We start from the raw sequence: 21,340 nt of genomic DNA, 5'->3' as shown, positions 1-21,340 counted from the left end.
ACGAAGATTAGTGACAATGTGAGTACTTCCCTTGAAACCCTGAATCTTATCCCCATAATAATCCAGGTTAGCGAGATGAATGCGAAAAAAACGCGGAGAAATTCATGAGTAGTAAAGAACAGAAAACGCCTGAGGGGCAAGCCCCGGAAGAAATTATCATGGATCAGCACGAAGAAGTTGAGGCGGTAGAATCAGACGCTTCTGCTGAGCAGGTGGATCCGCGCGATGAAAAGATTGCGAATCTGGAGGCTCAGCTTGCAGAAGCTGAAACGCGCGAGCGTGACAGCGTGTTGCGTATCAAAGCGGAAATGGAAAACCTGCGTCGTCGTACCGAACTTGACGTAGAAAAAGCGCATAAATTTGCGCTGGAAAAATTCGTCAACGAACTGCTGCCGGTGCTGGATAGCCTGGACCGCGCGCTGGAAGTGGCGAACAAAGATAATGACGCGATGGCGGCGATGGTTGAAGGTATTGAACTGACCCGCAAGTCGATGCTGGATGTTGTGGCGAAGTTTGGCGTGCAGGTGGTTGCGGATATCGATGTGCCGATGGACCCGAACGTACACCAGGCTATTGCAATGGTTGAGTCTGATGAAGTTGCTGCCGGTAACGTGCTGATGGTCATGCAGAAAGGCTATACCCTTAATGGACGTACCATTCGCGCGGCAATGGTGTCTGTGGCGAAAGCAAAAAGCTAATCAGCCTCAGACCGGGTAGTGCTGATGCGTTACCCGGTCTGGATTATCCTCACTGGTCAGATACGCTTTCTCGTAGCGGTTTGACCGGCAATACCTGCACCTGCTTAATCATATTGTCCTGCACGTCGAGAATATCGATATCGTACTGCCCAATACGCACTCGCGTGCCGGCAACGGGGATCTCTTCCAGTGCTTCAAGGATAATACCGTTTACCGTTCGCGCATCATCTTCCGGCAAATGCCAGTTAAATGCCTTATTGATTTCACGAACGTTGGCGCTGCCATCAATAATTACTGAACCGTCATTCTGCGGCGTGACTTCTTCGGCAAGCGTCGGTGACATTGAGGTCGTGAAGTCACCAACAATCTCTTCCAGGATATCCTCGACCGTAACCAGTCCCTGAATATCACCATATTCATTGACGACCAGGCCCACTTTCTTCTTATTACGCTGAAATTTAATGAGCTGGGTGCTGAGTGGTGTGCCTTCCGGAACGTAATAAATTTCGTCGGCGGCGCGTAACATGGTCTCTTTGGTGAACTCTTTTTTCTCGGCCATCAATCGCCAGGCTTCACGTACGCGTAGCATACTGATAGCGTCGTCCAGCGAGTCACGATACAGCACAATACGACCGTGCGGAGAGTGCGAAAGCTGACGCACGATTGATTTCCAGTCATCGTTAATATCAATGCCGATAATTTCATTACGCGGGATCATGATGTCATCGACGCTGACTTTTTCCAGATCCAGCACTGACAGCAGCATATCCTGGTTACGACGAGAGATTTGCGAGCGCGATTCATTCACCAGCGTGCGCAGTTCATCTTTACTCAGCGAACCACTCACCACGATATCCGTTTTGATGCCCATCATACGCATCAGCAGACGCGTGATGGTATTCAGTAACCAGACAAGCGGCATCATCAGTACTTGCAGTGGCGCTAACAACACGCTGCTGGGATAGGCCACTTTTTCTGGATACAGCGCGGCAATTGTTTTGGGCAATACTTCAGCAAATACCAGTACCACAAAGGTCAGGACCCCGGTGGCGATTGCCACGCCCGCATCGCCATACAGACGCATACCGACAATGGTACCGAGCGCGGAGGCCAGAATATTCACCAGGTTGTTGCCAATGAGGACCAGGCTTATCAGACGGTCGGGCTTACGAAGTAATTTCTCAACGCGTTTTGCCTGACGATTTCCCTGCTTGGCCCGATGACGTAGACGATAGCGATTCAGGGTCATCATTCCGGTTTCAGAACCGGAAAAATAGGCGGAAATGACCACCATGATGAGGAGCGTGACAATGAGCGTGGTGGTGGAGATGTGTTCCACGTAGGATTCCTTAAAGATTTAACTCACGAACTGCTGCAGGATGCGGCTGCCGAAATAGGCCAGCGTCAGAATACCTGCGCCTGCGACGTTAAACCAGACGACACGACGTCCGCGCCAGCCTTCATGGTAATGTCCCCACAGTAGAACGATATAGACAAACCATGCCACGATAGACAGAACGGCTTTATCAATATTTTCTGTGCTGAACAGGTTGTGCATATAAAACAGGCCAGTACACAGCGTCAGCGTCAGCAGAACCACGCCTATCTGGGTGATATGAAACATCTTCCGCTCAATGCTCATCAGCGGTGGCATTTCATTGCTGAAGGCCAGTTTTTTGTTTTTCAACTGGTAGTCAATCCATGCCAGTTGCAGCGCATAGAGCGCGGCGATAATCAGCGTGGCGTAAGCGAACAGCGATAACCCGATGTGAATCATCATGCCCGGCGTAGCTTCGAGATGGGTGATGTATTCGTTGGGCATAAACGTAGCGCATGCCAGATTGATTAATGCAAACGCATAGACGATCGGTAGCAATAGCCAGCCGCGGTTGCGCGAGGCCACAATGGTCATGACAGTACAGATCATCAGGCTAACCAGAGAACCGACGTTCAGCAGGCTCAGGTTTTGTCCGCTTTCACCACCTGGCAGAATACGTGCTTCCAGGGCAAACGCGTGACAGACCAGCGCGATAACCGCAGAAAGAATAGCCATACGCCGCCAGCCGCTGTTTTTTTGCAGCAGGGCGGGAACGATCAGCGCAAGGCTGACGGAATAGGCGACAAGGGCTAACAGAGCAAAAACGGGCATATGGGTGTCGACAGTTGGCCAGGGATAAAGAAAAGCAGTATAGCGTTACGTGACCGCTGCTCCAACCGTTGCATAACAACAAAGGCGGCTTCATGTTATACTGCGACAAATTTCTGTTGATGTGTCGCTGTTGCGACCGACCGTTTCCACCCCAGGCGAGAGACAATGTTTGATAATTTAACCGATCGTTTGTCGCGCACGCTGCGCAATATCAGTGGCCGTGGGCGCCTTACTGAAGACAACGTTAAAGAGACGCTGCGCGAAGTGCGCATGGCGCTACTGGAGGCTGACGTTGCGCTGCCGGTAGTGCGTGAGTTTATCAATCGCGTAAAAGAGAAAGCGGTTGGTCACGAAGTTAACAAGAGCCTGACCCCGGGTCAGGAGTTCGTCAAAATCGTTCGTAGCGAACTGGTTTCGGCGATGGGCGAAGAGAACCAGACGCTAAACCTGGCGGCACAGCCACCGGCCGTGGTGCTGATGGCGGGCCTGCAGGGTGCGGGTAAAACCACCAGCGTCGGTAAGCTGGGTAAATTCCTGCGCGAGAAGCACAAGAAGAAAGTGCTGGTGGTCTCTGCCGACGTCTATCGCCCGGCGGCGATCAAACAGTTGGAAACGTTGGCCGAACAGGTCGGCGTGGACTTCTTCCCGTCGGATGTCGGCCAGAAGCCGATTGATATTGTTAACGCCGCGCTGAAAGAAGCTAAGCTCAAATTCTACGACGTGCTACTGGTGGATACCGCCGGTCGTCTGCATGTTGATGAAGCGATGATGGACGAAATCAAACAGGTTCACGCGTCTATCAATCCAGTAGAAACGCTGTTTGTTGTCGATGCCATGACCGGTCAGGATGCTGCGAATACTGCGAAAGCGTTTAACGAAGCACTGCCGCTGACCGGTGTGGTACTGACTAAAGTCGATGGTGACGCCCGTGGCGGTGCGGCATTGTCTATTCGTCATATCACTGGTAAGCCGATTAAATTCCTCGGCGTTGGTGAGAAAACGGAAGCGCTGGAGCCGTTCCATCCGGACAGAATTGCCTCACGTATTCTCGGCATGGGCGACGTGCTGTCGCTGATCGAAGATATCGAAAGCAAAGTTGACCGTGCACAGGCAGAGAAATTAGCAAGCAAGCTGAAAAAAGGCGACGGCTTCGATCTGAACGATTTCCTTGAACAGCTTAAGCAGATGAAAAACATGGGCGGCATGGCCAGCCTGATGGGCAAGCTGCCGGGCATGGGGCAGATCCCTGACAACGTGAAATCGCAGATGGACGATAAAGTGCTGGTGCGTATGGAAGCCATCATCAACTCGATGACGATGAAAGAACGCGCTAAGCCGGAAATCATCAAAGGCTCCCGCAAACGCCGTATCGCACTGGGCTGCGGGATGCAGGTACAGGACGTTAACCGTCTTCTGAAACAGTTCGACGACATGCAGCGCATGATGAAGAAAATGAAGAAGGGCGGAATGGCGAAGATGATGCGGAATATGAAAGGGATGATGCCCCCAGGATTCCCCGGTCGCTAATCGGCCTGGCTTGTTTGCCATTTCGGCACCGGGGTGTGCTCGCCATCCTCACGTACTGCGTGTACGCTCCGGTGGCTGCGCGCACGCCGGCACCGAACTGACGGCACCGCCGACGGCCTTTTATAGCAGAGTTATCAACTGCTGATTGCATTTTCCCCAGAAATCAGTAAAATTTTCGGGCTTTTAATATGACACCCGGGCTCCGTTCCTCGATGGGGCCTGGGTGTTTTATTCACACAAGAGGATGTTATGGTTACTATTCGTTTAGCTCGTCACGGCGCTAAAAAGCGTCCGTTCTACCAGGTTGTTGTTACCGACAGCCGTAATGCACGCAACGGTCGCTTCATCGAGCGCGTTGGCTTCTTTAACCCGATCGCTAGCGAAAAAGAAGAAGGCACTCGCCTGGATCTGGATCGCATCGCTCACTGGGTTGGCCAGGGCGCGACTATTTCTGATCGCGTAGCTACGCTGATCAAAGCAGCAAACAAAGCAGCTTAATCTGTCACGGTGGTCATGATGAGCAAGCAACTCGCCGCACAGGCTCCTGTAGAACCCATCGTTTTGGGGAAAATGGGGTCTTCTTACGGTATCCGTGGTTGGCTCAGAGTGTTTTCTTCCACTGAAGACGCCGAAAGCATTTTTGACTATCAGCCCTGGTTTATCCAGAAGGCGGGTCAGTGGCAGCAAGTACAGCTGGAAAGCTGGAAGCACCACAATCAGGATCTGATCATCAAGCTGAAAGGCGTTGACGATCGTGATTCGGCGAATCTACTGACTAATTGCGAAATTGTCGTGGATTCCTCGCAGTTGCCAGCGCTGGAAGATGGTTCCTACTACTGGAAAGACCTTATGGGCTGCCAGGTAGTGACCACTGAAGGCTACGATCTCGGTAAAGTCGTCGATATGATGGAAACCGGTTCTAATGACGTCATCGTCATCAAGGCAAACCTGAAAGATGCGTTTGGTATCAAGGAACGTCTTGTGCCGTTCCTCGATGGGCAGGTTATCAAGAAAGTCGATCTCGCTACTCGTACTATCGAAGTAGATTGGGATCCTGGTTTTTAAACCACCGGATAAACGGTAAAAGTCGGCGTTATGGGGATTGGCTTGTGTTTATAGGTATCGTTAGCCTGTTTCCAGAAATGTTCCGCGCAATTACCGATTACGGGGTAACTGGCCGGGCAGTAAAAAATGGCCTGCTGAACATCCAGAGCTGGAGTCCTCGTGACTTTACTCATGACCGGCACCGTACCGTGGACGATCGTCCGTACGGCGGCGGACCGGGGATGTTAATGATGGTGCAACCTTTACGGGACGCCATTCATGCAGCAAAAGCTGCGGCTGGTGAAGGCGCAAAGGTGATTTATCTGTCACCTCAGGGACGCAAGCTTGATCAAGCGGGCGTTAGCGAACTGGCCACGAATCAAAAGCTGATTCTGGTGTGCGGTCGCTATGAAGGAATAGATGAGCGCGTGATTCAAACCGAAATTGACGAAGAATGGTCAATCGGCGATTACGTTCTCAGCGGTGGTGAGTTACCGGCAATGACGCTGATCGACTCCGTTTCCCGGTTTATTCCGGGGGTTCTGGGTCATGAGGCTTCGGCAATCGAAGATTCGTTTGCTGACGGGTTGCTGGACTGTCCACACTATACCCGACCTGAAGTGTTAGAGCAGATGGAAGTACCGGCGGTATTACTGTCGGGGAACCACGCTGAGATACGTCGCTGGCGTTTGAAGCAGTCGCTGGGCCGGACCTGGCTTAGAAGACCTGAACTTCTGGAAAACCTGGCTCTGACTGAAGAGCAAGCAAGGTTGCTGGCGGAGTTCAAAAAGGAACACGCACAACAGCAACATAAACATGATGGGCAGGCGTAAGCCCCCAATATCAGTTTACCCAGGATAAGAGATTAAATTATGAGCAACATTATTAAGCAACTTGAACAAGAACAGATGAAGCAGGACGTACCTTCCTTCCGTCCGGGTGATACCGTGGAAGTGAAAGTATGGGTTGTTGAAGGTTCCAAAAAACGTCTGCAGGCATTCGAGGGCGTGGTTATCGCTATTCGTAACCGCGGTCTGCACTCTGCATTCACTGTTCGTAAAATTTCCAACGGCGAAGGCGTTGAGCGTGTCTTCCAGACTCACTCTCCGGTAGTTGACAGCATTGCTGTTAAACGTCGTGGTGCTGTTCGTAAAGCTAAACTGTACTACCTGCGTGAGCGCACTGGTAAGTCTGCTCGTATCAAAGAGCGTCTTAACTAAGATTCGCGCAAGCGACATCCTGTTAGAAAAGGGCTGGCCGAAAGGCTGGCCCTTTTTTTACTCCGACCTTTATTTTTTGTTAGATGACTGCGCGACGCGCAGCCAGTTGGATATTGATTACGGTGTCGAGATCACGACTGCAACGCGGCGGTTTTCGGCACGGCCTTTTGACGTCTGGTTGCTGGCAAGCGGGTATTTCTTCCCGAGCCCTTGGGTTGTCAGGTTAGTTCGTGGAATATTGGCACCCCGAGCCCAGGCGTCTGCAACCACATTGGCTCGTTTGAGCGACAGAGCTTCGTTGTAGCTGTCCTCGCCATAGTTATCGGTGTGACCATCCAGACGAGCATGGTTTAACCCGGTAGCAGCCAGTTTGGATGCCATTTCCTGGATTTGTTTTTCACTTTCAGGGCGGAGTTTATAGTCGTTTTTGTCAAACAGGATGGTGTCAGACAAACCCAGAGACCAGTCTCCTGAAGCTTCAGTAAATCCGTACGATTTCATAGCTGCAATTTGCTCTGGGGTAAATTTCCCCTGAGGTGCCTGACAGCCTGCCAGAATCAGCATGATGAGAATAAACGGGGATAATAAACGTCTTAGCATGTGTGTAATTCCTTATTTTTTAATAATGCGCTCAGCGCGCAAATTTTTAGCCTGATACATATTATGATCGGCAAGTTCTTGTAATTTCTCGGCAGAGGCATGTTCCCACGTCAGCGCAAAACCAATACTGAGTGTCATGCTTGCCAGATGACCGTTATGCAGGTCAAAAGGTCGATTAAACTCTTGCGACAACGCCGCGCAGATACGTTGAACTTCGTATTCAGAATGGACGCTGTAAAGCACCATGGCAAATTCATCGCCGCCAAGTCGGTATGGGTGATGCCGATTACCACCAAATTCGGCCAGCCTTTTTGCGACTTCAATCAGGACCCGATCGCCCGCAGCGTGTCCCCAGGTATCATTAATAAATTTAAAATTATCGCCATCAAGGAATAACAACGCAGAGCTGCTGTGGGCCGCGTCGTCGTTCATCAGTGCGTTAATACTGCTGCGAAATGCGGCACGGTTCGCAAGACCAGTCAAAGGGTCATGTAGCGCGGTACGCAACAGTTGGGCATTCTTTGCCTGGAGACGTAGTTGCCACTCTTCCATTTCATCCAGCAGGCTATTAAAGTCCTGCGCAAACAGATGAAATTCTTCAATCCGTTCTTCAGATACGCGCCGTGAGAAATTACGATTGGTACGAACATCATGTACCACCTCAGTAATATTTTGCAGGGCGTCCACGACACCATTGTGTAAATAACGAGTAAGCATTAATGCAATACCCGATGCCAGTAAAATGCATCCGGTAAGAACCGCCAGCGACAAATAAATGAAATGACTAATAACGCTGTCGCGAGCAATCAGGCGCACCTCACCAATAACGTCGCCATTGTGCAAAATGGGTTGAGTTACTGGTTGCGGGAACAACCAGTGGCTGATGATACTGCTGATTTTGTCAGTAGTATCCTGCGCGTCATAGCGCCAGGTGGCGATCACTTTCTGCTTTTGATTGCGGACTTCTGCAACTGAAAATTGCCCTTGCTGTCCCAGTGCCGCCAGCGTTTCCGACGCTGCGACGCTATCCGAAAAGACTAATGCTGCTTCGAGCGTGCGGGTCATGGTTGCTGCCGTGAGATCCAGATTCTTTTGTGCGTATTGCTTCAGAGCCAGCACAGACGAAATGCTAAGCAGCAGCCAAATCAGCGTCATGGTTACCAGTACGCTGACGATGCTGATACGCCGCAGCGTCCGCTTAAACGTTGGGCGTTTTATGGGAGAAGGACCCTTATTCATGCTTTTTATTCCGCGCAAGCATCAATACGTCTGGACTTACCCTTACACCGCTGCGTGACAGGGAATCCATATTTACGGAAAATCTCACGTCTTCATCTTTAATTATGAGGCAAAAAGCGCTGCCAATAACGCATTCGGGATTCTGTTCGGCAATTAATAACAATGCTTTAGTAGGATATTTATTCTTTAGTTCCGCCTGATATGTAGGACTTTCTTTTCCAAAATAAAAACCATCACACTGCGCAACTAAGACTTCTTGTTCCGTATGAATGATGACAGGAAGATAGGGTAGTGCTCCTGCTCGGGTATCTTCCAGCACGCTGGAAAAGCGCGAAGAAGAGAATATACACAGTTTTGGTGGCCCTGAAAGTGCTGGCCAGCGTGTATAACTGACGATACCGGAAACCATAGAGCGCACAGATTTTGCCTCTTCCGTGACGCTGTGAGCGTACAGAGGTAATCCGGTCAGAAGCAGTGCCAGTAGAAGTATGAGTCGGTAAGAAAAGCTCATGAATAGGTACCTACCAGCGTTTGCCGTATTGCGTCGATATACATTCAAGATTGTTTGCAACAAAATAACATTATTTTCCCAGGGCGTCATTATTCCTGGAATGAGTGCATTGAGTATTTAAGCTAAATCTCATTAATTTATAAAATTTAAGCTCTTGTTTAATTTAACCTTGTTGAGGCTGCTCCTTCGTTTGCTCCTTTTTGCCATGCTTCATGTAATCGGCTGACATTGTCTACCGTGTCGCAACTGGCGGGGAAGGTTTTGCCGGTCAATCCTCTCGCGTAAACAAAGTCCTGCTGACAGGTTTTCCTTTGTCCTTCGGCGTACCCCTTAAGATATTGGGCACGATCGACCTCCGGGTCATTGTAGTTGTCGGCAAGTGTCTCGTTATCTTTAACGACATGGCCTGAAATGGCATCCTGTATTCCGGCATCAAACCAGTCGGTACCTGTCCAGGTAGGGGAAAAAGTATAGGGATCTATCTGACATCCGCTGAGAAATAATACAAATAAGGTACAGATGAGTTGCTTCATTGCCTGTTCTCCCCGTTTTTTAAAGCATAGCGGATTCATATATAGAGTGGTGTAAATTTAATTGTACGGAATCTTGCAGTGTTTTTGCTGTAAAAAGGTGTTCCGTAAATAAAAATTTACGGAATGTGGATTGAAATCTTTACCTATTGTGTTATCGTGATTATCTCCTCGCTGAGGAAAACTATCGCAAACGAGCTAAACAGGATCACCATCATGCAAAAAGACGCGCTGAACAACGTACACATTACCGACGAACAGGTTCTGATGACCCCAGAGCAGCTTAAAGCGGAATTTCCGCTGAGCCTTGCACAGGAGGCGCAAATCGCTCAGTCGCGTAAAACCATTTCAGACATTATCTCTGGGCGCGACCCGCGACTGCTGGTGGTGTGTGGTCCATGCTCGATTCACGATCCTGAAGCGGCTATTGAGTACGCTCGTCGATTTAAAGCCCTTGCCGCAGAGGTCAGCGATAGCCTCTACCTGGTGATGCGCGTCTACTTTGAAAAGCCCCGTACCACCGTCGGTTGGAAAGGGTTAATTAATGATCCTCATATGGATGGCTCTTTTGATGTTGAAGCAGGCTTGAAAATTGCGCGTCAACTGCTGCTTGAACTGGTGAATATGGGGCTACCGCTGGCAACAGAAGCGTTAGATCCAAACAGCCCGCAATACCTGGGCGATCTGTTTAGCTGGTCTGCTATCGGTGCGCGTACCACTGAATCACAGACGCATCGTGAAATGGCTTCTGGTCTTTCCATGCCGGTTGGTTTTAAGAATGGTACAGATGGGAGCCTGGCGACGGCAATTAACGCCATGCGCGCCGCAGCACAATCACACCGCTTTGTTGGTATTAACCAGGCGGGGCAGGTTGCACTACTGCAAACTCAGGGTAATCCAGATGGTCACGTGATCCTGCGTGGCGGTAAAGCGCCGAACTACAGCCCAGCGGATGTCGCCCAGTGTGAAAAAGAGATGGAGCAGGCAGGACTACGACCTTCTCTGATGGTAGATTGCAGTCATGGTAATTCCAATAAAGATTACCGTCGCCAGCCAGCCGTGGCTGAATCTGTGATCGCCCAAATCAAAGATGGCAATCGCTCAATCATCGGCTTGATGATTGAAAGTAATATTCACGAAGGCAACCAGTCCTCCGAACAGCCGCGTAGCGAAATGAAATACGGCGTCTCCGTAACTGATGCCTGCATTAGCTGGGAAATGACGGATGCGCTACTGCGTGAAATTAGCCAGGATTTAAACGGCCAACTGACGGCGCGTGTAGCATAAGAGGTTGGTATGGTTGCTGAATTGACCGCACTACGCGATCAAATTGATGAAGTTGATAAGGCGTTGCTGGATTTACTGGCACGGCGTCTGGAGCTGGTTGCCGAAGTCGGTGAAGTCAAAAGCCGCTTTGGGCTGCCGATCTACGTACCCGAGCGGGAAGCCTCGATGTTGGCTTCCCGCCGTGCAGAAGCTGAAGCGCTGGGGGTGCCGCCAGATCTGATCGAAGATGTATTGCGTCGGGTTATGCGCGAGTCTTATTCCAGTGAGAATGACAAAGGCTTTAAGACGCTTTGTCCTTCTTTGCGTCCGGTGGTGATCGTCGGTGGTGGCGGACAGATGGGGCGGCTGTTCGAGAAGATGCTGACGCTGTCTGGTTATCAGGTGCGGATTCTGGAACAGCAGGACTGGGATCGCGCCACGGAGATCGTCGCCGATGCAGGCATGGTGATCGTCAGTGTGCCGATCCACGTCACCGAACTGGTAATCGCCAAATTACCGCGCCTGCCGCCTGACTGTATTCTGGTTGATCTGGCCTCAGTGAAAAATGGTCCTCTGCAGGCGATGCTGGCTGCACATGACGGTCCGGTGGTGGGATTGCATCCGATGTTTGGTCCGGACAGCGGCAGCCTGGCAAAACAGGTCGTCGTCTGGTGTGATGGACGTCAGCCGGAAGCCTATCAGTGGTTTCTGGAACAGATTCAGGTATGGGGTGCACGACTACATCGGATCAGCGCCGTTGAACACGATCAGAACATGGCGTTTATTCAGGCATTGCGTCACTTTGCGACCTTTGCTTACGGTCTGCATTTAGCGGAAGAGAATGTTCAACTGGAGCAGTTACTGGCTCTTTCTTCACCTATTTACCGTCTTGAACTGGCAATGGTTGGCCGTCTGTTTGCCCAGGATCCTCAGCTCTATGCCGATATTATTATGTCGTCTGAGAGCAACCTTGCGCTGATCAAGCGCTACTACCAACGTTTTGGTGAGGCGATCGGTTTACTGGAGCAGGGCGATAAGCAGGCTTTTATCGACAGTTTCCGTAAGGTGGAACACTGGTTTGGCGACTATGCGCAGCGCTTCCAGAGTGAAAGCCGTACTTTGTTACGCCAGGCGAATGACAGCCGTCCTTAATTAAGATGCCGGATAAGCGTAGCGCCATCCGGCATTGTCATGTTAGCTCGGGTCGACCGGCACCACGTTTTCACTCGGATAACATCCCAATACTTTCATCGAACGCGTAATCTCACCCAACTCCTTCAATGCTTTTTGCATCTGGGGTGATTCCAGATTGGCCTGAATATCGAGATAAAACATCTCTTCCCACGGATTGCCGTGAATCGGGCGTGATTCCAGCTTGGTCATAATCAGATTATGGTTACGCAGCACCAGCAATGCTTCTACCAGCGCACCTGCCTGTTGTCCTGTCGCCATCAGCAACGTTGTTTTCGCTGGAACCTGGTCAGAAACATTGATTGCTTTACGTGCCAGTACCACGAAGCGGGTAATGTTTTGTGTCTGATTAGCTTCAATATGCTCAAGTACCTGCAGACCATGCAGTACACCACCGGCTTCGCTTCCCAGGGCTGCCACGCGTGGCGAATTAGCCTGGGCGACCTTTTCCATCGCAGCTGAAGTGCTTTCAGTGTATTCAATCTTCCAGTGCGGGTAGCGGTTCAGGAACTTGCTGCACTGCTGGAACGGTTGCGGGTGGCTGTATACCGTGTCGATGCTCTCCAGATCGGTTGTTCCCGACACCAGTACGCAATGATCGATAGTAATCGTCATCTCGCCAACGATAGACAGGCTGGTGTGCTGCAGCAGATCGTAAACGTCATTAATCGCACCGGAACTGGTGTTTTCAATAGGCACTACCGCGTAGTCTGCCTGTCCGGTCTCAACCTGATTAAAGATATCGGCAAATTTCGCGCAGCCGCTTTCAATAAACTGCTCAAAATGACGTGCGGCATACTGACGGGCGGCGAGGTGTGAGTAAGACCCTTTTGGTCCCAGGAAGGCAACACGAGCGGAATGCGGGTTGATCTTATTCAGATGCTGCTGAAGGAGCGCCTGCTGGGTCAGGACGGAGTCTTCGATAATCAGCTGGAACAGGCGAGTAATGTAATGAGCATCAAGATGATGTGCTTTGCCAAGCTGAATCAGGCGGTCTAACAGGTCGCGCTCACGGTCGATATCACGAACCGGACGATGTGAAAGCAGTTTAGCTTTGCCAACTTCTACGGCCAGTCCACGTCGCTCAGCCAGCAGGGCCAGTAATTTTTCATCCAGCGTGCTGATCTTATCGCGCAGCGCCAGCAATGGGTTTTCCGATGTCATAGTGTTGCCTTTCTTGTTATCAAAAAAAAGGCCTCCCGTTGTGGGAGGCCTTATTGTTCGTCTTCGCATTCTTTATCACACGACGAAACGCCTCCCATTCAGGGGAAGGTAAAAAAGAATGCGAAGAAGAACGGGACAAGTTTCATGTAATTTTCCTTTGGCTACATCAGTAAAGTACCCGTACTGTTTTCACCATGTCAACAAAAAACGCGCCCGAAGGCGCGTTGGCGATACACTCAATGTAAGGGACTACTCTTCTTCTGCTTCGACGAAGTTGGCGTCTTTTACTGAAGTTGTTGCACGACGGGCTTCGCCTTTGTGCTGCACTTTATTGAGCTGCCGTTCCAGCTTGTTGATCAAATCGTTAATGGCGGTGTACATATCCTCGTGTTTTGCGCTGGCGACCAGATGTCCGTTCGGTGTATTGATGGTGGCATCAGCAATGAAACCCTGTGGCTCCTTAGACAGAATGATATGTGGATTAATCAGATGAGTTTGCCATTTTTCAAGTTTGGCGAGACGGTCTGCGACATGCTGGCGAATTGCCGGAGTAATTTCCATTTGTTTACTGGTAATGTTCATTGTCATAAATTTTACCTCTTGTCTTTCCCGTCTTGGTGATTCCAGCATACCGTTCCTAATGTCAAAATATGCGATCTAGATCACATATTTTTGTCGCTTTTTGTCAAGAAAACCTTTTTGTGAGGCACCGCAGGAACAGGCGATTTTTTACTTGAGGAATACCTGAAAGCAGGCCATATTTGATAGGATGCGTCGCAGCTAAACCGCTTCAGTTGTGGTGTTAACGGATAAAAAAACGGCAGCCCTTGGGCTGCCGTTTTGCATTCTGAGGTCAATCAGGTGTTGCTGCTGTTAGCTGCAATGATTTTCGCTACTTTTTCTGCCTGGGCATTCATCTGCATTTGGCGATAAGCGTTTTCCATCAACGGCAGGGCATCACGCGTTGCCTGGGTATCCGGATAGTCACGCAGCATACCTTCCACACGGTTCACGACTGCAACCCATGCGCCACGGGCGGTATAGTACTCAGCAACAGAGTATTCATACTTCGCCAGACGATCTTTCAGGAACACCAGACGCTTCGTGGCATCGGTTGTGTACTGGCTGTTCGGATAACCACGTACCAGTTTGGAAAAGTCATTAAACGCAGCTCGGGCGTGCTGTGGATCGCGATCGCTACGATCGACGCCAAAGAATCCTTGCAGCGCGCTATCATCCAACGCCATATTGGTCAGGCCACGCATGTACATGACATAATCAATGTTCGGGTGAGTCGGGTTCAGACGAATAAAACGATCGATGGCAGCCTGAGCAAGTGGCAGATCGGCGTTTTTGTAGTAGGCGTAGATGAGATCTAATTGCACCTGCTGAGAATACGGTCCAAATGGATAACGGTTATCCAACGCTTCCAATTGCGTTATTGCCTGTTTCCAGTTACCGTCCTGCAGCTTTTGCTGAGCAGTCGCGTAGATTTCATTTGGCGGATTATCGGGCACCTCTTCCTTTGAACCAGAGCAACCCGCCAAAAACAGGCTCAACGTGGCTGCTGCCACCAGATATTTCATGCGCGTCATGACGTTTTGACTTTCCTCAAAATGTAATACGGGAGATTCTCTGTTCCTGCTCCCGGTTAAGACCAGCTACAATAGCACACTATATTAAACGGCAAAGCCGTAAAACCCAACGTTAAACGAAGAAGCAGTTTATGGCACAACGAGTAGAACTCACCGCAACAGTCTCCGAAAATCAGCTTGGTCAACGCTTAGATCAGGCTTTGGCCGAATTGTTCCCTGATTATTCGCGATCGCGCATAAAAGAATGGATCCTCGACCAGCGCGTACTGGTAAATGGCAATCTTTGCGATAAGCCGAAAGAAAAAGTGTTAGGTGGAGAGCGTGTCTCCATCAATGCTGAAATTGATGAAGAGGTTCGTTTTGAAGCTCAGGATATCCCGCTGGATATCGTTTATGAAGATGACGACATTCTTGTCATCAACAAACCTCGTGACCTGGTGGTACATCCGGGCGCAGGTAATCCTGATGGTACGGTATTGAATGCGTTACTGCATTACTACCCGCCAATCGCGGATGTTCCTCGTGCCGGTATCGTACACCGTCTGGATAAAGACACAACCGGACTTATGGTTGTGGCAAAAACTGTCCCGGCGCAAACGCGCCTGGTCGAGTCATTGCAGCTGCGCGAAATCACTCGTGAGTATGAAGCCGTGGCGATTGGCCATATGACAGCGGGCGGTACAGTCGAAGAACCGATCAGCCGTCATCCAACCAAACGTACGCATATGTCAGTGCATCCAATGGGGAAACCTGCGGTAACGCACTATCGCATTATGGAGCATTTCCGTGTGCACACGCGTCTGCGGTTGCGTCTGGAAACCGGACGTACGCACCAGATCCGCGTGCACATGGCGCATATCACCCATCCGCTGGTGGGCGACCAGGTCTACGGTGGTCGTCCGCGTCCACCGAAAGGCGCTTCTGACGAGTTTATCTCCGTGCTGCGTAAGTTTGACCGTCAGGCGCTGCACGCGACCATGTTGCGTTTGTATCACCCGATTTCCGGTATTGAGATGGAATGGCATGCGCCGATTCCGCAAGATATGGTGGAGCTTATCGAAGTGATGCGCGCTGATTTCGAAGAGCATAAGGATGATGTTGCCTGGCTATGAGTAAGCTAATTGTCCCGCAGTGGCCGATACCTCAGGGTGTCGCGGCCTGTAGTTCTACCCGCATTGGCGGCGTCAGTCTGTCGCCCTATGATTCGCTTAACCTGGGTGCCCATTGTGGTGATAACCCGGAGCATGTGGAAGAGAACCGCAAGCGGCTGTTTGCTGCGGGTAATCTGCCTTCGAAACCCGTCTGGCTTGAACAGGTACACGGTAAAGACGTCCTGAAATTGAGCGGCGGGCCATACTTATCTAAACGTGCAGATGCGTCCTACAGTAATACGCCGGGCACCGTATGTGCGGTGATGACGGCGGACTGTCTGCCAGTGCTGTTTTGTAATCGTGCTGGAACAGAGGTGGCGGCGGCCCATGCGGGCTGGCGCGGGTTATGTGAAGGTGTGCTGGAAGAAACGGTGGCGTGCTTTGGCGATAAACCGGAAAACATTATTGCCTGGTTAGGACCGGCGATTGGCCCGGACGCGTTTGAAGTGGGAGCAGAAGTCCGCGAAGCGTTTATGGCAAAAGATCCGCACGCTGACAGTGCATTTGTGCCGCGTGGTGAAAAATATCTGGCGGATATCTACCAGCTTGCGCGCCAGCGTCTGGCAAATGTGGGGGTTGAGAACGTCTACGGTGGTGACCATTGCACCTTCAGCGAAAGTGAGACGTTCTTCTCTTATCGTCGCGACAATACTACGGGTCGTATGGCAAGTTTTATTTGGCTGATATAACCTAAAGAATCAAGACGATCCGGTACGTGTAATTTTCTTTTCACATAATTCAGGTCATTCACCTTGAATAATTGAGGGATGACCTCATTTAATCTCCAGTAGCAATTTTGACCTGTTATGGGAGGAGTTATGCGTCTGGATCGTCTTACTAATAAATTCCAGCTTGCTCTTGCCGATGCCCAGTCACTCGCATTGGGGCACGACAATCAATTCATCGAACCACTTCATCTAATGAGCGCCTTGCTGAATCAGGAAGGGGGATCGGTACGTCCTTTATTAACGTCTGCTGGCATTAATGCTGGCCAGTTACGTACAGCCATTGACCAGGCGTTGAGCCGTTTGCCGCAGGTAGAAGGTACCGGCGGTGATGTGCAGCCTTCTCAGGATCTGGTGCGTGTACTGAATCTTTGCGACAAGCTGGCGCAAAAACGTGGGGACAACTTTATTTCGTCAGAACTGTTCGTTCTGGCGGCGCTTGAGTCACGCGGTACGCTGACCGATTTATTAAAATCAGCAGGGGCGACGACCGCCAATATCACTCAGGCAATTGAACAAATGCGTGGAGGTGAAAGCGTGAATGACCAGGGGGCCGAAGACCAACGTCAGGCCTTGAAAAAATATACCGTCGACCTGACCGAACGCGCCGAACAAGGCAAACTCGATCCGGTTATTGGTCGTGATGAAGAAATTCGCCGCACTATTCAGGTGCTGCAACGTCGTACTAAAAATAACCCGGTTTTGATCGGTGAGCCAGGTGTTGGTAAAACCGCTATCGTCGAAGGGCTGGCACAGCGAATCATTAACGGTGAAGTACCTGAAGGGTTAAAAGGTCGTCGCGTGCTGGCGCTGGATATGGGCGCGCTGGTGGCCGGGGCGAAGTATCGCGGTGAATTTGAAGAACGTTTAAAAGGTGTGCTCAACGATCTCTCGAAACAGGAAGGCAACGTCATTCTGTTCATCGATGAGTTGCATACAATGGTCGGTGCAGGTAAAGCCGATGGCGCGATGGACGCCGGCAACATGTTGAAACCAGCGCTGGCGCGCGGGGAGCTGCACTGCGTAGGGGCCACCACGCTTGATGAATACCGCCAGTATATCGAAAAAGATGCGGCGCTGGAACGTCGTTTCCAGAAAGTGTTTGTGGCTGAGCCATCAGTAGAAGACACCATCGCCATTTTGCGTGGACTGAAAGAACGTTACGAGCTGCACCACCATGTACAGATTACTGACCCGGCAATTGTTGCGGCAGCTACGCTGTCTCACCGCTATATTGCCGATCGTCAGTTGCCGGATAAAGCTATCGACCTCATTGACGAAGCGGCATCCAGCATTCGTATGCAGATTGACTCCAAACCGGAGGAACTCGACAGACTCGACCGTCGTATTATCCAGCTCAAACTGGAACAGCAGGCGTTAATGAAAGAGTCTGATGAGGCGAGCAAAAAACGTCTTGATATGCTTAATGAAGAGCTGGACGACAAAGAGCGCCAGTACTCTGAGTTAGAAGAAGAGTGGAAAGCTGAAAAAGCGTCCCTCTCCGGCACGCAAACCATCAAGGCAGAGCTGGAACAGGCAAAAATCGCTATCGAACAGGCGCGTCGTGTCGGCGACCTGGCGCGCATGTCCGAGCTGCAGTACGGCAAAATTCCGGAACTGGAAAAACAGCTGGAAGCAGCCACCCAGTCTGAAGGCAAAACCATGCGTCTGCTGCGTAATAAAGTGACGGATGCAGAAATTGCAGAAGTGTTGGCGCGCTGGACCGGGATCCCGGTGGCTCGTATGCTGGAAGGCGAACGGGAAAAACTGTTGCGTATGGAACAGGAGCTGCACAGCCGTGTGATTGGCCAGAACGAAGCGGTAGAAGCGGTATCTAATGCCATCCGCCGTAGCCGTGCGGGTTTGTCCGATCCGAATCGTCCGATTGGTTCATTCCTGTTCCTTGGCCCAACCGGTGTCGGTAAAACCGAACTGTGTAAGGCGCTGGCTAATTTTATGTTCGACAGCGACGACGCGATGGTGCGTATCGATATGTCCGAGTTTATGGAGAAACATTCTGTCTCTCGTCTGGTCGGGGCGCCTCCGGGATATGTCGGTTATGAAGAAGGTGGGTATCTGACGGAAGCGGTACGCCGTCGTCCTTACTCTGTCATTCTGCTGGATGAAGTGGAAAAAGCGCATCCGGATGTATTTAACATTCTGTTGCAGGTGCTTGACGATGGTCGTTTGACTGACGGGCAGGGGAGAACGGTCGATTTCCGTAATACGGTTGTCATCATGACCTCGAACCTTGGCTCTGATCTGATTCAGGAACGCTTCGGTGAGCTGGATTATGGTCACATGAAGGATATGGTGCTGGGCGTCGTGAGCCAGAACTTCCGCCCGGAATTCATCAACCGTATAGATGAGGTTGTTGTATTCCATCCATTGGGTGAGAAACACATTGCTTCTATTGCTCAGATCCAACTGCAGCGTCTGTATAAACGTCTGGAAGAGCGTGGCTATGAAATTCACATCTCTGACGAGGCGCTTAAACTGCTGAGCGCGAATGGTTACGATCCGGTATATGGTGCACGTCCATTGAAACGTGCTATCCAGCAGCAGATCGAAAACCCGCTGGCGCAGCAAATCCTGTCTGGTGAGCTGATTCCAGGCAAAACGATTCGTCTGGAAGTGAATGACGATCGCATTGTGGCAGTGCAGTAAGTCACAAAACCTCAATAAACGGGCCCTGCGGGGCTCGTTTTTGTTTAATAACCAGGCAAGAATAGAGCTGTTGATTAAAAAGCAATCGCTTGATAAGTTTTTTGTATTTTTAACTTGTCAGTCTGAAATAACTCCCTATAATGCGCCTCCACTGACACGGAACAACGGCACGCAAGCCGCCGGGTCAGCGGGGTTCCACTGAGAACTCCGGCGAAGAAAGCGAAATTAAATGCTTGACTTCGTAGCGGGATGGCGTAATATGCACACCCCGCGCCGCTGAGAAAAAGCGAAGCGGCACTGCTCTTTAACAATTTATCAGACAATCTGTGTGGGCACTCGAAGATACGGATTCTTAACGTCGCAAGACGAAAAATGAATACCAAGTCTCTGAGTGAACATACGTAATTCATTACGAAGTTTAATTCACGAGCATCAAACTTAAATTGAAGAGTTTGATCATGGCTCAGATTGAACGCTGGCGGCAGGCCTAACACATGCAAGTCGAACGGTAGCACAGAGGAGCTTGCTCCTTGGGTGACGAGTGGCGGACGGGTGAGTAATGTCTGGGAAACTGCCCGATGGAGGGGGATAACTACTGGAAACGGTAGCTAATACCGCATAACGTCGCAAGACCAAAGAGGGGGACCTTCGGGCCTCTTGCCATCGGATGTGCCCAGATGGGATTAGCTAGTAGGTGGGGTAACGGCTCACCTAGGCGACGATCCCTAGCTGGTCTGAGAGGATGACCAGCCACACTGGAACTGAGACACGGTCCAGACTCCTACGGGAGGCAGCAGTGGGGAATATTGCACAATGGGCGCAAGCCTGATGCAGCCATGCCGCGTGTATGAAGAAGGCCTTCGGGTTGTAAAGTACTTTCAGCGAGGAGGAAGGCATTAAGGTTAATAACCTTAGTGATTGACGTTACTCGCAGAAGAAGCACCGGCTAACTCCGTGCCAGCAGCCGCGGTAATACGGAGGGTGCAAGCGTTAATCGGAATTACTGGGCGTAAAGCGCACGCAGGCGGTCTGTCAAGTCGGATGTGAAATCCCCGGGCTCAACCTGGGAACTGCATCCGAAACTGGCAGGCTAGAGTCTTGTAGAGGGGGGTAGAATTCCAGGTGTAGCGGTGAAATGCGTAGAGATCTGGAGGAATACCGGTGGCGAAGGCGGCCCCCTGGACAAAGACTGACGCTCAGGTGCGAAAGCGTGGGGAGCAAACAGGATTAGATACCCTGGTAGTCCACGCCGTAAACGATGTCGACTTGGAGGTTGTGCCCTTGAGGCGTGGCTTCCGGAGCTAACGCGTTAAGTCGACCGCCTGGGGAGTACGGCCGCAAGGTTAAAACTCAAATGAATTGACGGGGGCCCGCACAAGCGGTGGAGCATGTGGTTTAATTCGATGCAACGCGAAGAACCTTACCTACTCTTGACATCCAGAGAACTTGGCAGAGATGCCTTGGTGCCTTCGGGAACTCTGAGACAGGTGCTGCATGGCTGTCGTCAGCTCGTGTTGTGAAATGTTGGGTTAAGTCCCGCAACGAGCGCAACCCTTATCCTTTGTTGCCAGCGGTTAGGCCGGGAACTCAAAGGAGACTGCCAGTGATAAACTGGAGGAAGGTGGGGATGACGTCAAGTCATCATGGCCCTTACGAGTAGGGCTACACACGTGCTACAATGGCATATACAAAGAGAAGCGACCTCGCGAGAGCAAGCGGACCTCATAAAGTATGTCGTAGTCCGGATTGGAGTCTGCAACTCGACTCCATGAAGTCGGAATCGCTAGTAATCGTGGATCAGAATGCCACGGTGAATACGTTCCCGGGCCTTGTACACACCGCCCGTCACACCATGGGAGTGGGTTGCAAAAGAAGTAGGTAGCTTAACCTTCGGGAGGGCGCTTACCACTTTGTGATTCATGACTGGGGTGAAGTCGTAACAAGGTAACCGTAGGGGAACCTGCGGTTGGATCACCTCCTTACCTTAAAGAAACGTTCTTTGTAGTGCTCACACAGATTGTCTGATGAAAAGTAAATAGCAAGGCGTCTTGCGATTGAGACTT

Annotated in this window: 21 protein-coding genes, 1 rRNA gene and 1 other annotated feature; of the genes, 12 read left to right on the top strand and 10 right to left on the bottom strand. The window is 50.8% G+C overall.

The window, feature by feature from the left end:
• Nucleotides 1–104 precede the first annotated feature (104 nt).
• On the top strand, nucleotides 105–698 hold the full coding sequence (gene grpE, locus SK32_RS14080) for a nucleotide exchange factor GrpE (RefSeq protein WP_048212941.1): 594 nt from the start codon (nucleotides 105–107) through the stop codon (nucleotides 696–698).
• A gap of 49 nt (nucleotides 699–747) precedes the next feature.
• Here grpE and SK32_RS14075 read toward each other — a convergent pair whose 3' ends face one another.
• Together SK32_RS14075 and SK32_RS14070 are read right to left on the bottom strand one after the other, a co-directional pair.
• Complete coding sequence (locus SK32_RS14075) at nucleotides 748–2,037, bottom strand: HlyC/CorC family transporter (RefSeq protein WP_048212940.1); 1,290 nt, start codon at nucleotides 2,035–2,037, stop codon at nucleotides 748–750.
• A gap of 18 nt (nucleotides 2,038–2,055) precedes the next feature.
• Nucleotides 2,056–2,847 (bottom strand): cytochrome C assembly family protein, encoded by a 792-nt coding sequence (locus SK32_RS14070; protein ID WP_048212939.1) that lies wholly within the window; start codon nucleotides 2,845–2,847, stop codon nucleotides 2,056–2,058.
• A gap of 165 nt (nucleotides 2,848–3,012) precedes the next feature.
• Here SK32_RS14070 and ffh point away from each other — a divergent pair, with 165 nt between their 5' ends.
• The 5 genes from ffh to rplS all read left to right on the top strand — a co-directional run bounded on the left by ffh (nucleotide 3,013) and on the right by rplS (nucleotide 6,638).
• Nucleotides 3,013–4,374 carry a signal recognition particle protein gene (gene ffh, locus SK32_RS14065; RefSeq protein WP_048212938.1) on the top strand — a complete coding sequence of 454 codons (1,362 nt, stop codon included), beginning with the start codon at nucleotides 3,013–3,015 and terminating at the stop codon, nucleotides 4,372–4,374.
• Nucleotides 4,375–4,623: 249 nt separating this feature from the next.
• Nucleotides 4,624–4,872: a 30S ribosomal protein S16 gene (gene rpsP, locus SK32_RS14060; protein WP_003031228.1), complete on the top strand. Its 249-nt coding sequence runs from the start codon at nucleotides 4,624–4,626 to the stop codon at nucleotides 4,870–4,872.
• Between the two features lie 18 nt (nucleotides 4,873–4,890).
• Nucleotides 4,891–5,439, top strand: coding sequence for a ribosome maturation factor RimM (rimM, locus tag SK32_RS14055; RefSeq protein WP_003031230.1), 549 nt, complete (start codon nucleotides 4,891–4,893; stop codon nucleotides 5,437–5,439).
• 44 nt (nucleotides 5,440–5,483) lie between these two features.
• Entirely contained in the window at nucleotides 5,484–6,251 is a 768-nt protein-coding gene (trmD, locus tag SK32_RS14050; protein WP_003031232.1) for a tRNA (guanosine(37)-N1)-methyltransferase TrmD, read from the top strand.
• 39 nt (nucleotides 6,252–6,290) lie between these two features.
• Nucleotides 6,291–6,638, top strand: coding sequence for a 50S ribosomal protein L19 (rplS, locus tag SK32_RS14045; RefSeq protein WP_002914145.1), 348 nt, complete (start codon nucleotides 6,291–6,293; stop codon nucleotides 6,636–6,638).
• A 117-nt stretch (nucleotides 6,639–6,755) separates the two neighbouring features.
• On the opposite strand, the gene SK32_RS14040 is transcribed toward rplS, so the two are convergent.
• From SK32_RS14040 to SK32_RS14025, 4 genes are all read right to left on the bottom strand, one after another.
• Nucleotides 6,756–7,238: an OmpA family protein gene (locus SK32_RS14040; RefSeq protein WP_048212937.1), complete on the bottom strand. Its 483-nt coding sequence runs from the start codon at nucleotides 7,236–7,238 to the stop codon at nucleotides 6,756–6,758.
• Between the two features lie 12 nt (nucleotides 7,239–7,250).
• Nucleotides 7,251–8,477 carry a diguanylate cyclase DgcN/YfiN gene (gene dgcN, locus SK32_RS14035; protein ID WP_048212936.1) on the bottom strand — a complete coding sequence of 409 codons (1,227 nt, stop codon included), beginning with the start codon at nucleotides 8,475–8,477 and terminating at the stop codon, nucleotides 7,251–7,253.
• Nucleotides 8,470–8,988, bottom strand: a complete 519-nt coding sequence (locus SK32_RS14030; protein WP_040234078.1) for a regulatory sequestration protein YfiR — start codon at nucleotides 8,986–8,988, stop codon at nucleotides 8,470–8,472. The genes dgcN and SK32_RS14030 overlap by 8 nt, the downstream gene beginning before the upstream one ends.
• A 158-nt stretch (nucleotides 8,989–9,146) precedes the next feature.
• Nucleotides 9,147–9,521 carry a DUF2799 domain-containing protein gene (locus tag SK32_RS14025; protein ID WP_048212935.1) on the bottom strand — a complete coding sequence of 125 codons (375 nt, stop codon included), beginning with the start codon at nucleotides 9,519–9,521 and terminating at the stop codon, nucleotides 9,147–9,149.
• Nucleotides 9,522–9,734: 213 nt separating this feature from the next.
• Between SK32_RS14025 and aroF the strand changes: the two genes are divergently transcribed.
• Nucleotides 9,735–10,805 (top strand): 3-deoxy-7-phosphoheptulonate synthase AroF, encoded by a 1,071-nt coding sequence (aroF, locus tag SK32_RS14020; protein WP_005130422.1) that lies wholly within the window; start codon nucleotides 9,735–9,737, stop codon nucleotides 10,803–10,805.
• A 9-nt stretch (nucleotides 10,806–10,814) separates the two neighbouring features.
• Entirely contained in the window at nucleotides 10,815–11,936 is a 1,122-nt protein-coding gene (gene tyrA / locus SK32_RS14015; RefSeq protein ID WP_048212934.1) for a bifunctional chorismate mutase/prephenate dehydrogenase, read from the top strand.
• A gap of 42 nt (nucleotides 11,937–11,978) precedes the next feature.
• Here the strand turns inward: tyrA and pheA are convergent, their stop codons facing one another.
• The 4 genes from pheA to bamD form a co-directional block, all read right to left on the bottom strand.
• Nucleotides 11,979–13,139: a bifunctional chorismate mutase/prephenate dehydratase gene (gene pheA, locus SK32_RS14010; protein ID WP_048212933.1), complete on the bottom strand. Its 1,161-nt coding sequence runs from the start codon at nucleotides 13,137–13,139 to the stop codon at nucleotides 11,979–11,981.
• Nucleotides 13,140–13,160: 21 nt separating this feature from the next.
• Nucleotides 13,161–13,286, bottom strand: a sequence feature (Phe leader region).
• A complete protein-coding gene (pheL, locus tag SK32_RS26055; RefSeq protein WP_100250063.1) occupies nucleotides 13,238–13,285 on the bottom strand; it encodes a pheA operon leader peptide PheL in 48 nt (15 codons plus the stop codon). (Overlaps the previous feature by 48 nt.)
• Before the next feature lie 102 nt (nucleotides 13,287–13,388).
• A complete protein-coding gene (raiA, locus tag SK32_RS14005) occupies nucleotides 13,389–13,727 on the bottom strand; it encodes a ribosome-associated translation inhibitor RaiA (RefSeq protein ID WP_003031244.1) in 339 nt (112 codons plus the stop codon).
• Nucleotides 13,728–13,996: 269 nt separating this feature from the next.
• The gene (gene bamD, locus SK32_RS14000; protein ID WP_005130417.1) at nucleotides 13,997–14,734 is read right to left on the bottom strand and encodes an outer membrane protein assembly factor BamD; all 738 of its coding nucleotides are present in this window, start codon (nucleotides 14,732–14,734) and stop codon (nucleotides 13,997–13,999) included.
• Between the two features lie 131 nt (nucleotides 14,735–14,865).
• Here bamD and rluD point away from each other — a divergent pair, with 131 nt between their 5' ends.
• The 4 genes from rluD to SK32_RS13975 all read left to right on the top strand — a co-directional run bounded on the left by rluD (nucleotide 14,866) and on the right by SK32_RS13975 (nucleotide 21,259).
• Nucleotides 14,866–15,846, top strand: a complete 981-nt coding sequence (rluD, locus tag SK32_RS13995) for a 23S rRNA pseudouridine(1911/1915/1917) synthase RluD (protein WP_005130415.1) — start codon at nucleotides 14,866–14,868, stop codon at nucleotides 15,844–15,846.
• The gene (gene yfiH, locus SK32_RS13990; protein ID WP_048212932.1) at nucleotides 15,843–16,574 is read left to right on the top strand and encodes a purine nucleoside phosphorylase YfiH; all 732 of its coding nucleotides are present in this window, start codon (nucleotides 15,843–15,845) and stop codon (nucleotides 16,572–16,574) included. The genes rluD and yfiH overlap by 4 nt, the downstream gene beginning before the upstream one ends.
• A 129-nt stretch (nucleotides 16,575–16,703) precedes the next feature.
• Nucleotides 16,704–19,277, top strand: a complete 2,574-nt coding sequence (clpB, locus tag SK32_RS13985; RefSeq protein WP_048212931.1) for an ATP-dependent chaperone ClpB — start codon at nucleotides 16,704–16,706, stop codon at nucleotides 19,275–19,277.
• Between the two features lie 440 nt (nucleotides 19,278–19,717).
• Nucleotides 19,718–21,259, top strand: a 16S ribosomal RNA gene (locus SK32_RS13975).
• The last annotated feature ends 81 nt before the right edge of the window (nucleotides 21,260–21,340 follow it).

Source organism: Citrobacter sp. MGH100 (assembly GCF_001034465.1).
GTDB classification, from domain to species: Bacteria; Pseudomonadota; Gammaproteobacteria; order Enterobacterales; family Enterobacteriaceae; genus Citrobacter; species Citrobacter youngae.
The sequence above is the reverse complement of the archived record's forward strand: the minus strand, read 5'-3'. Positions and strand labels throughout refer to the sequence as shown.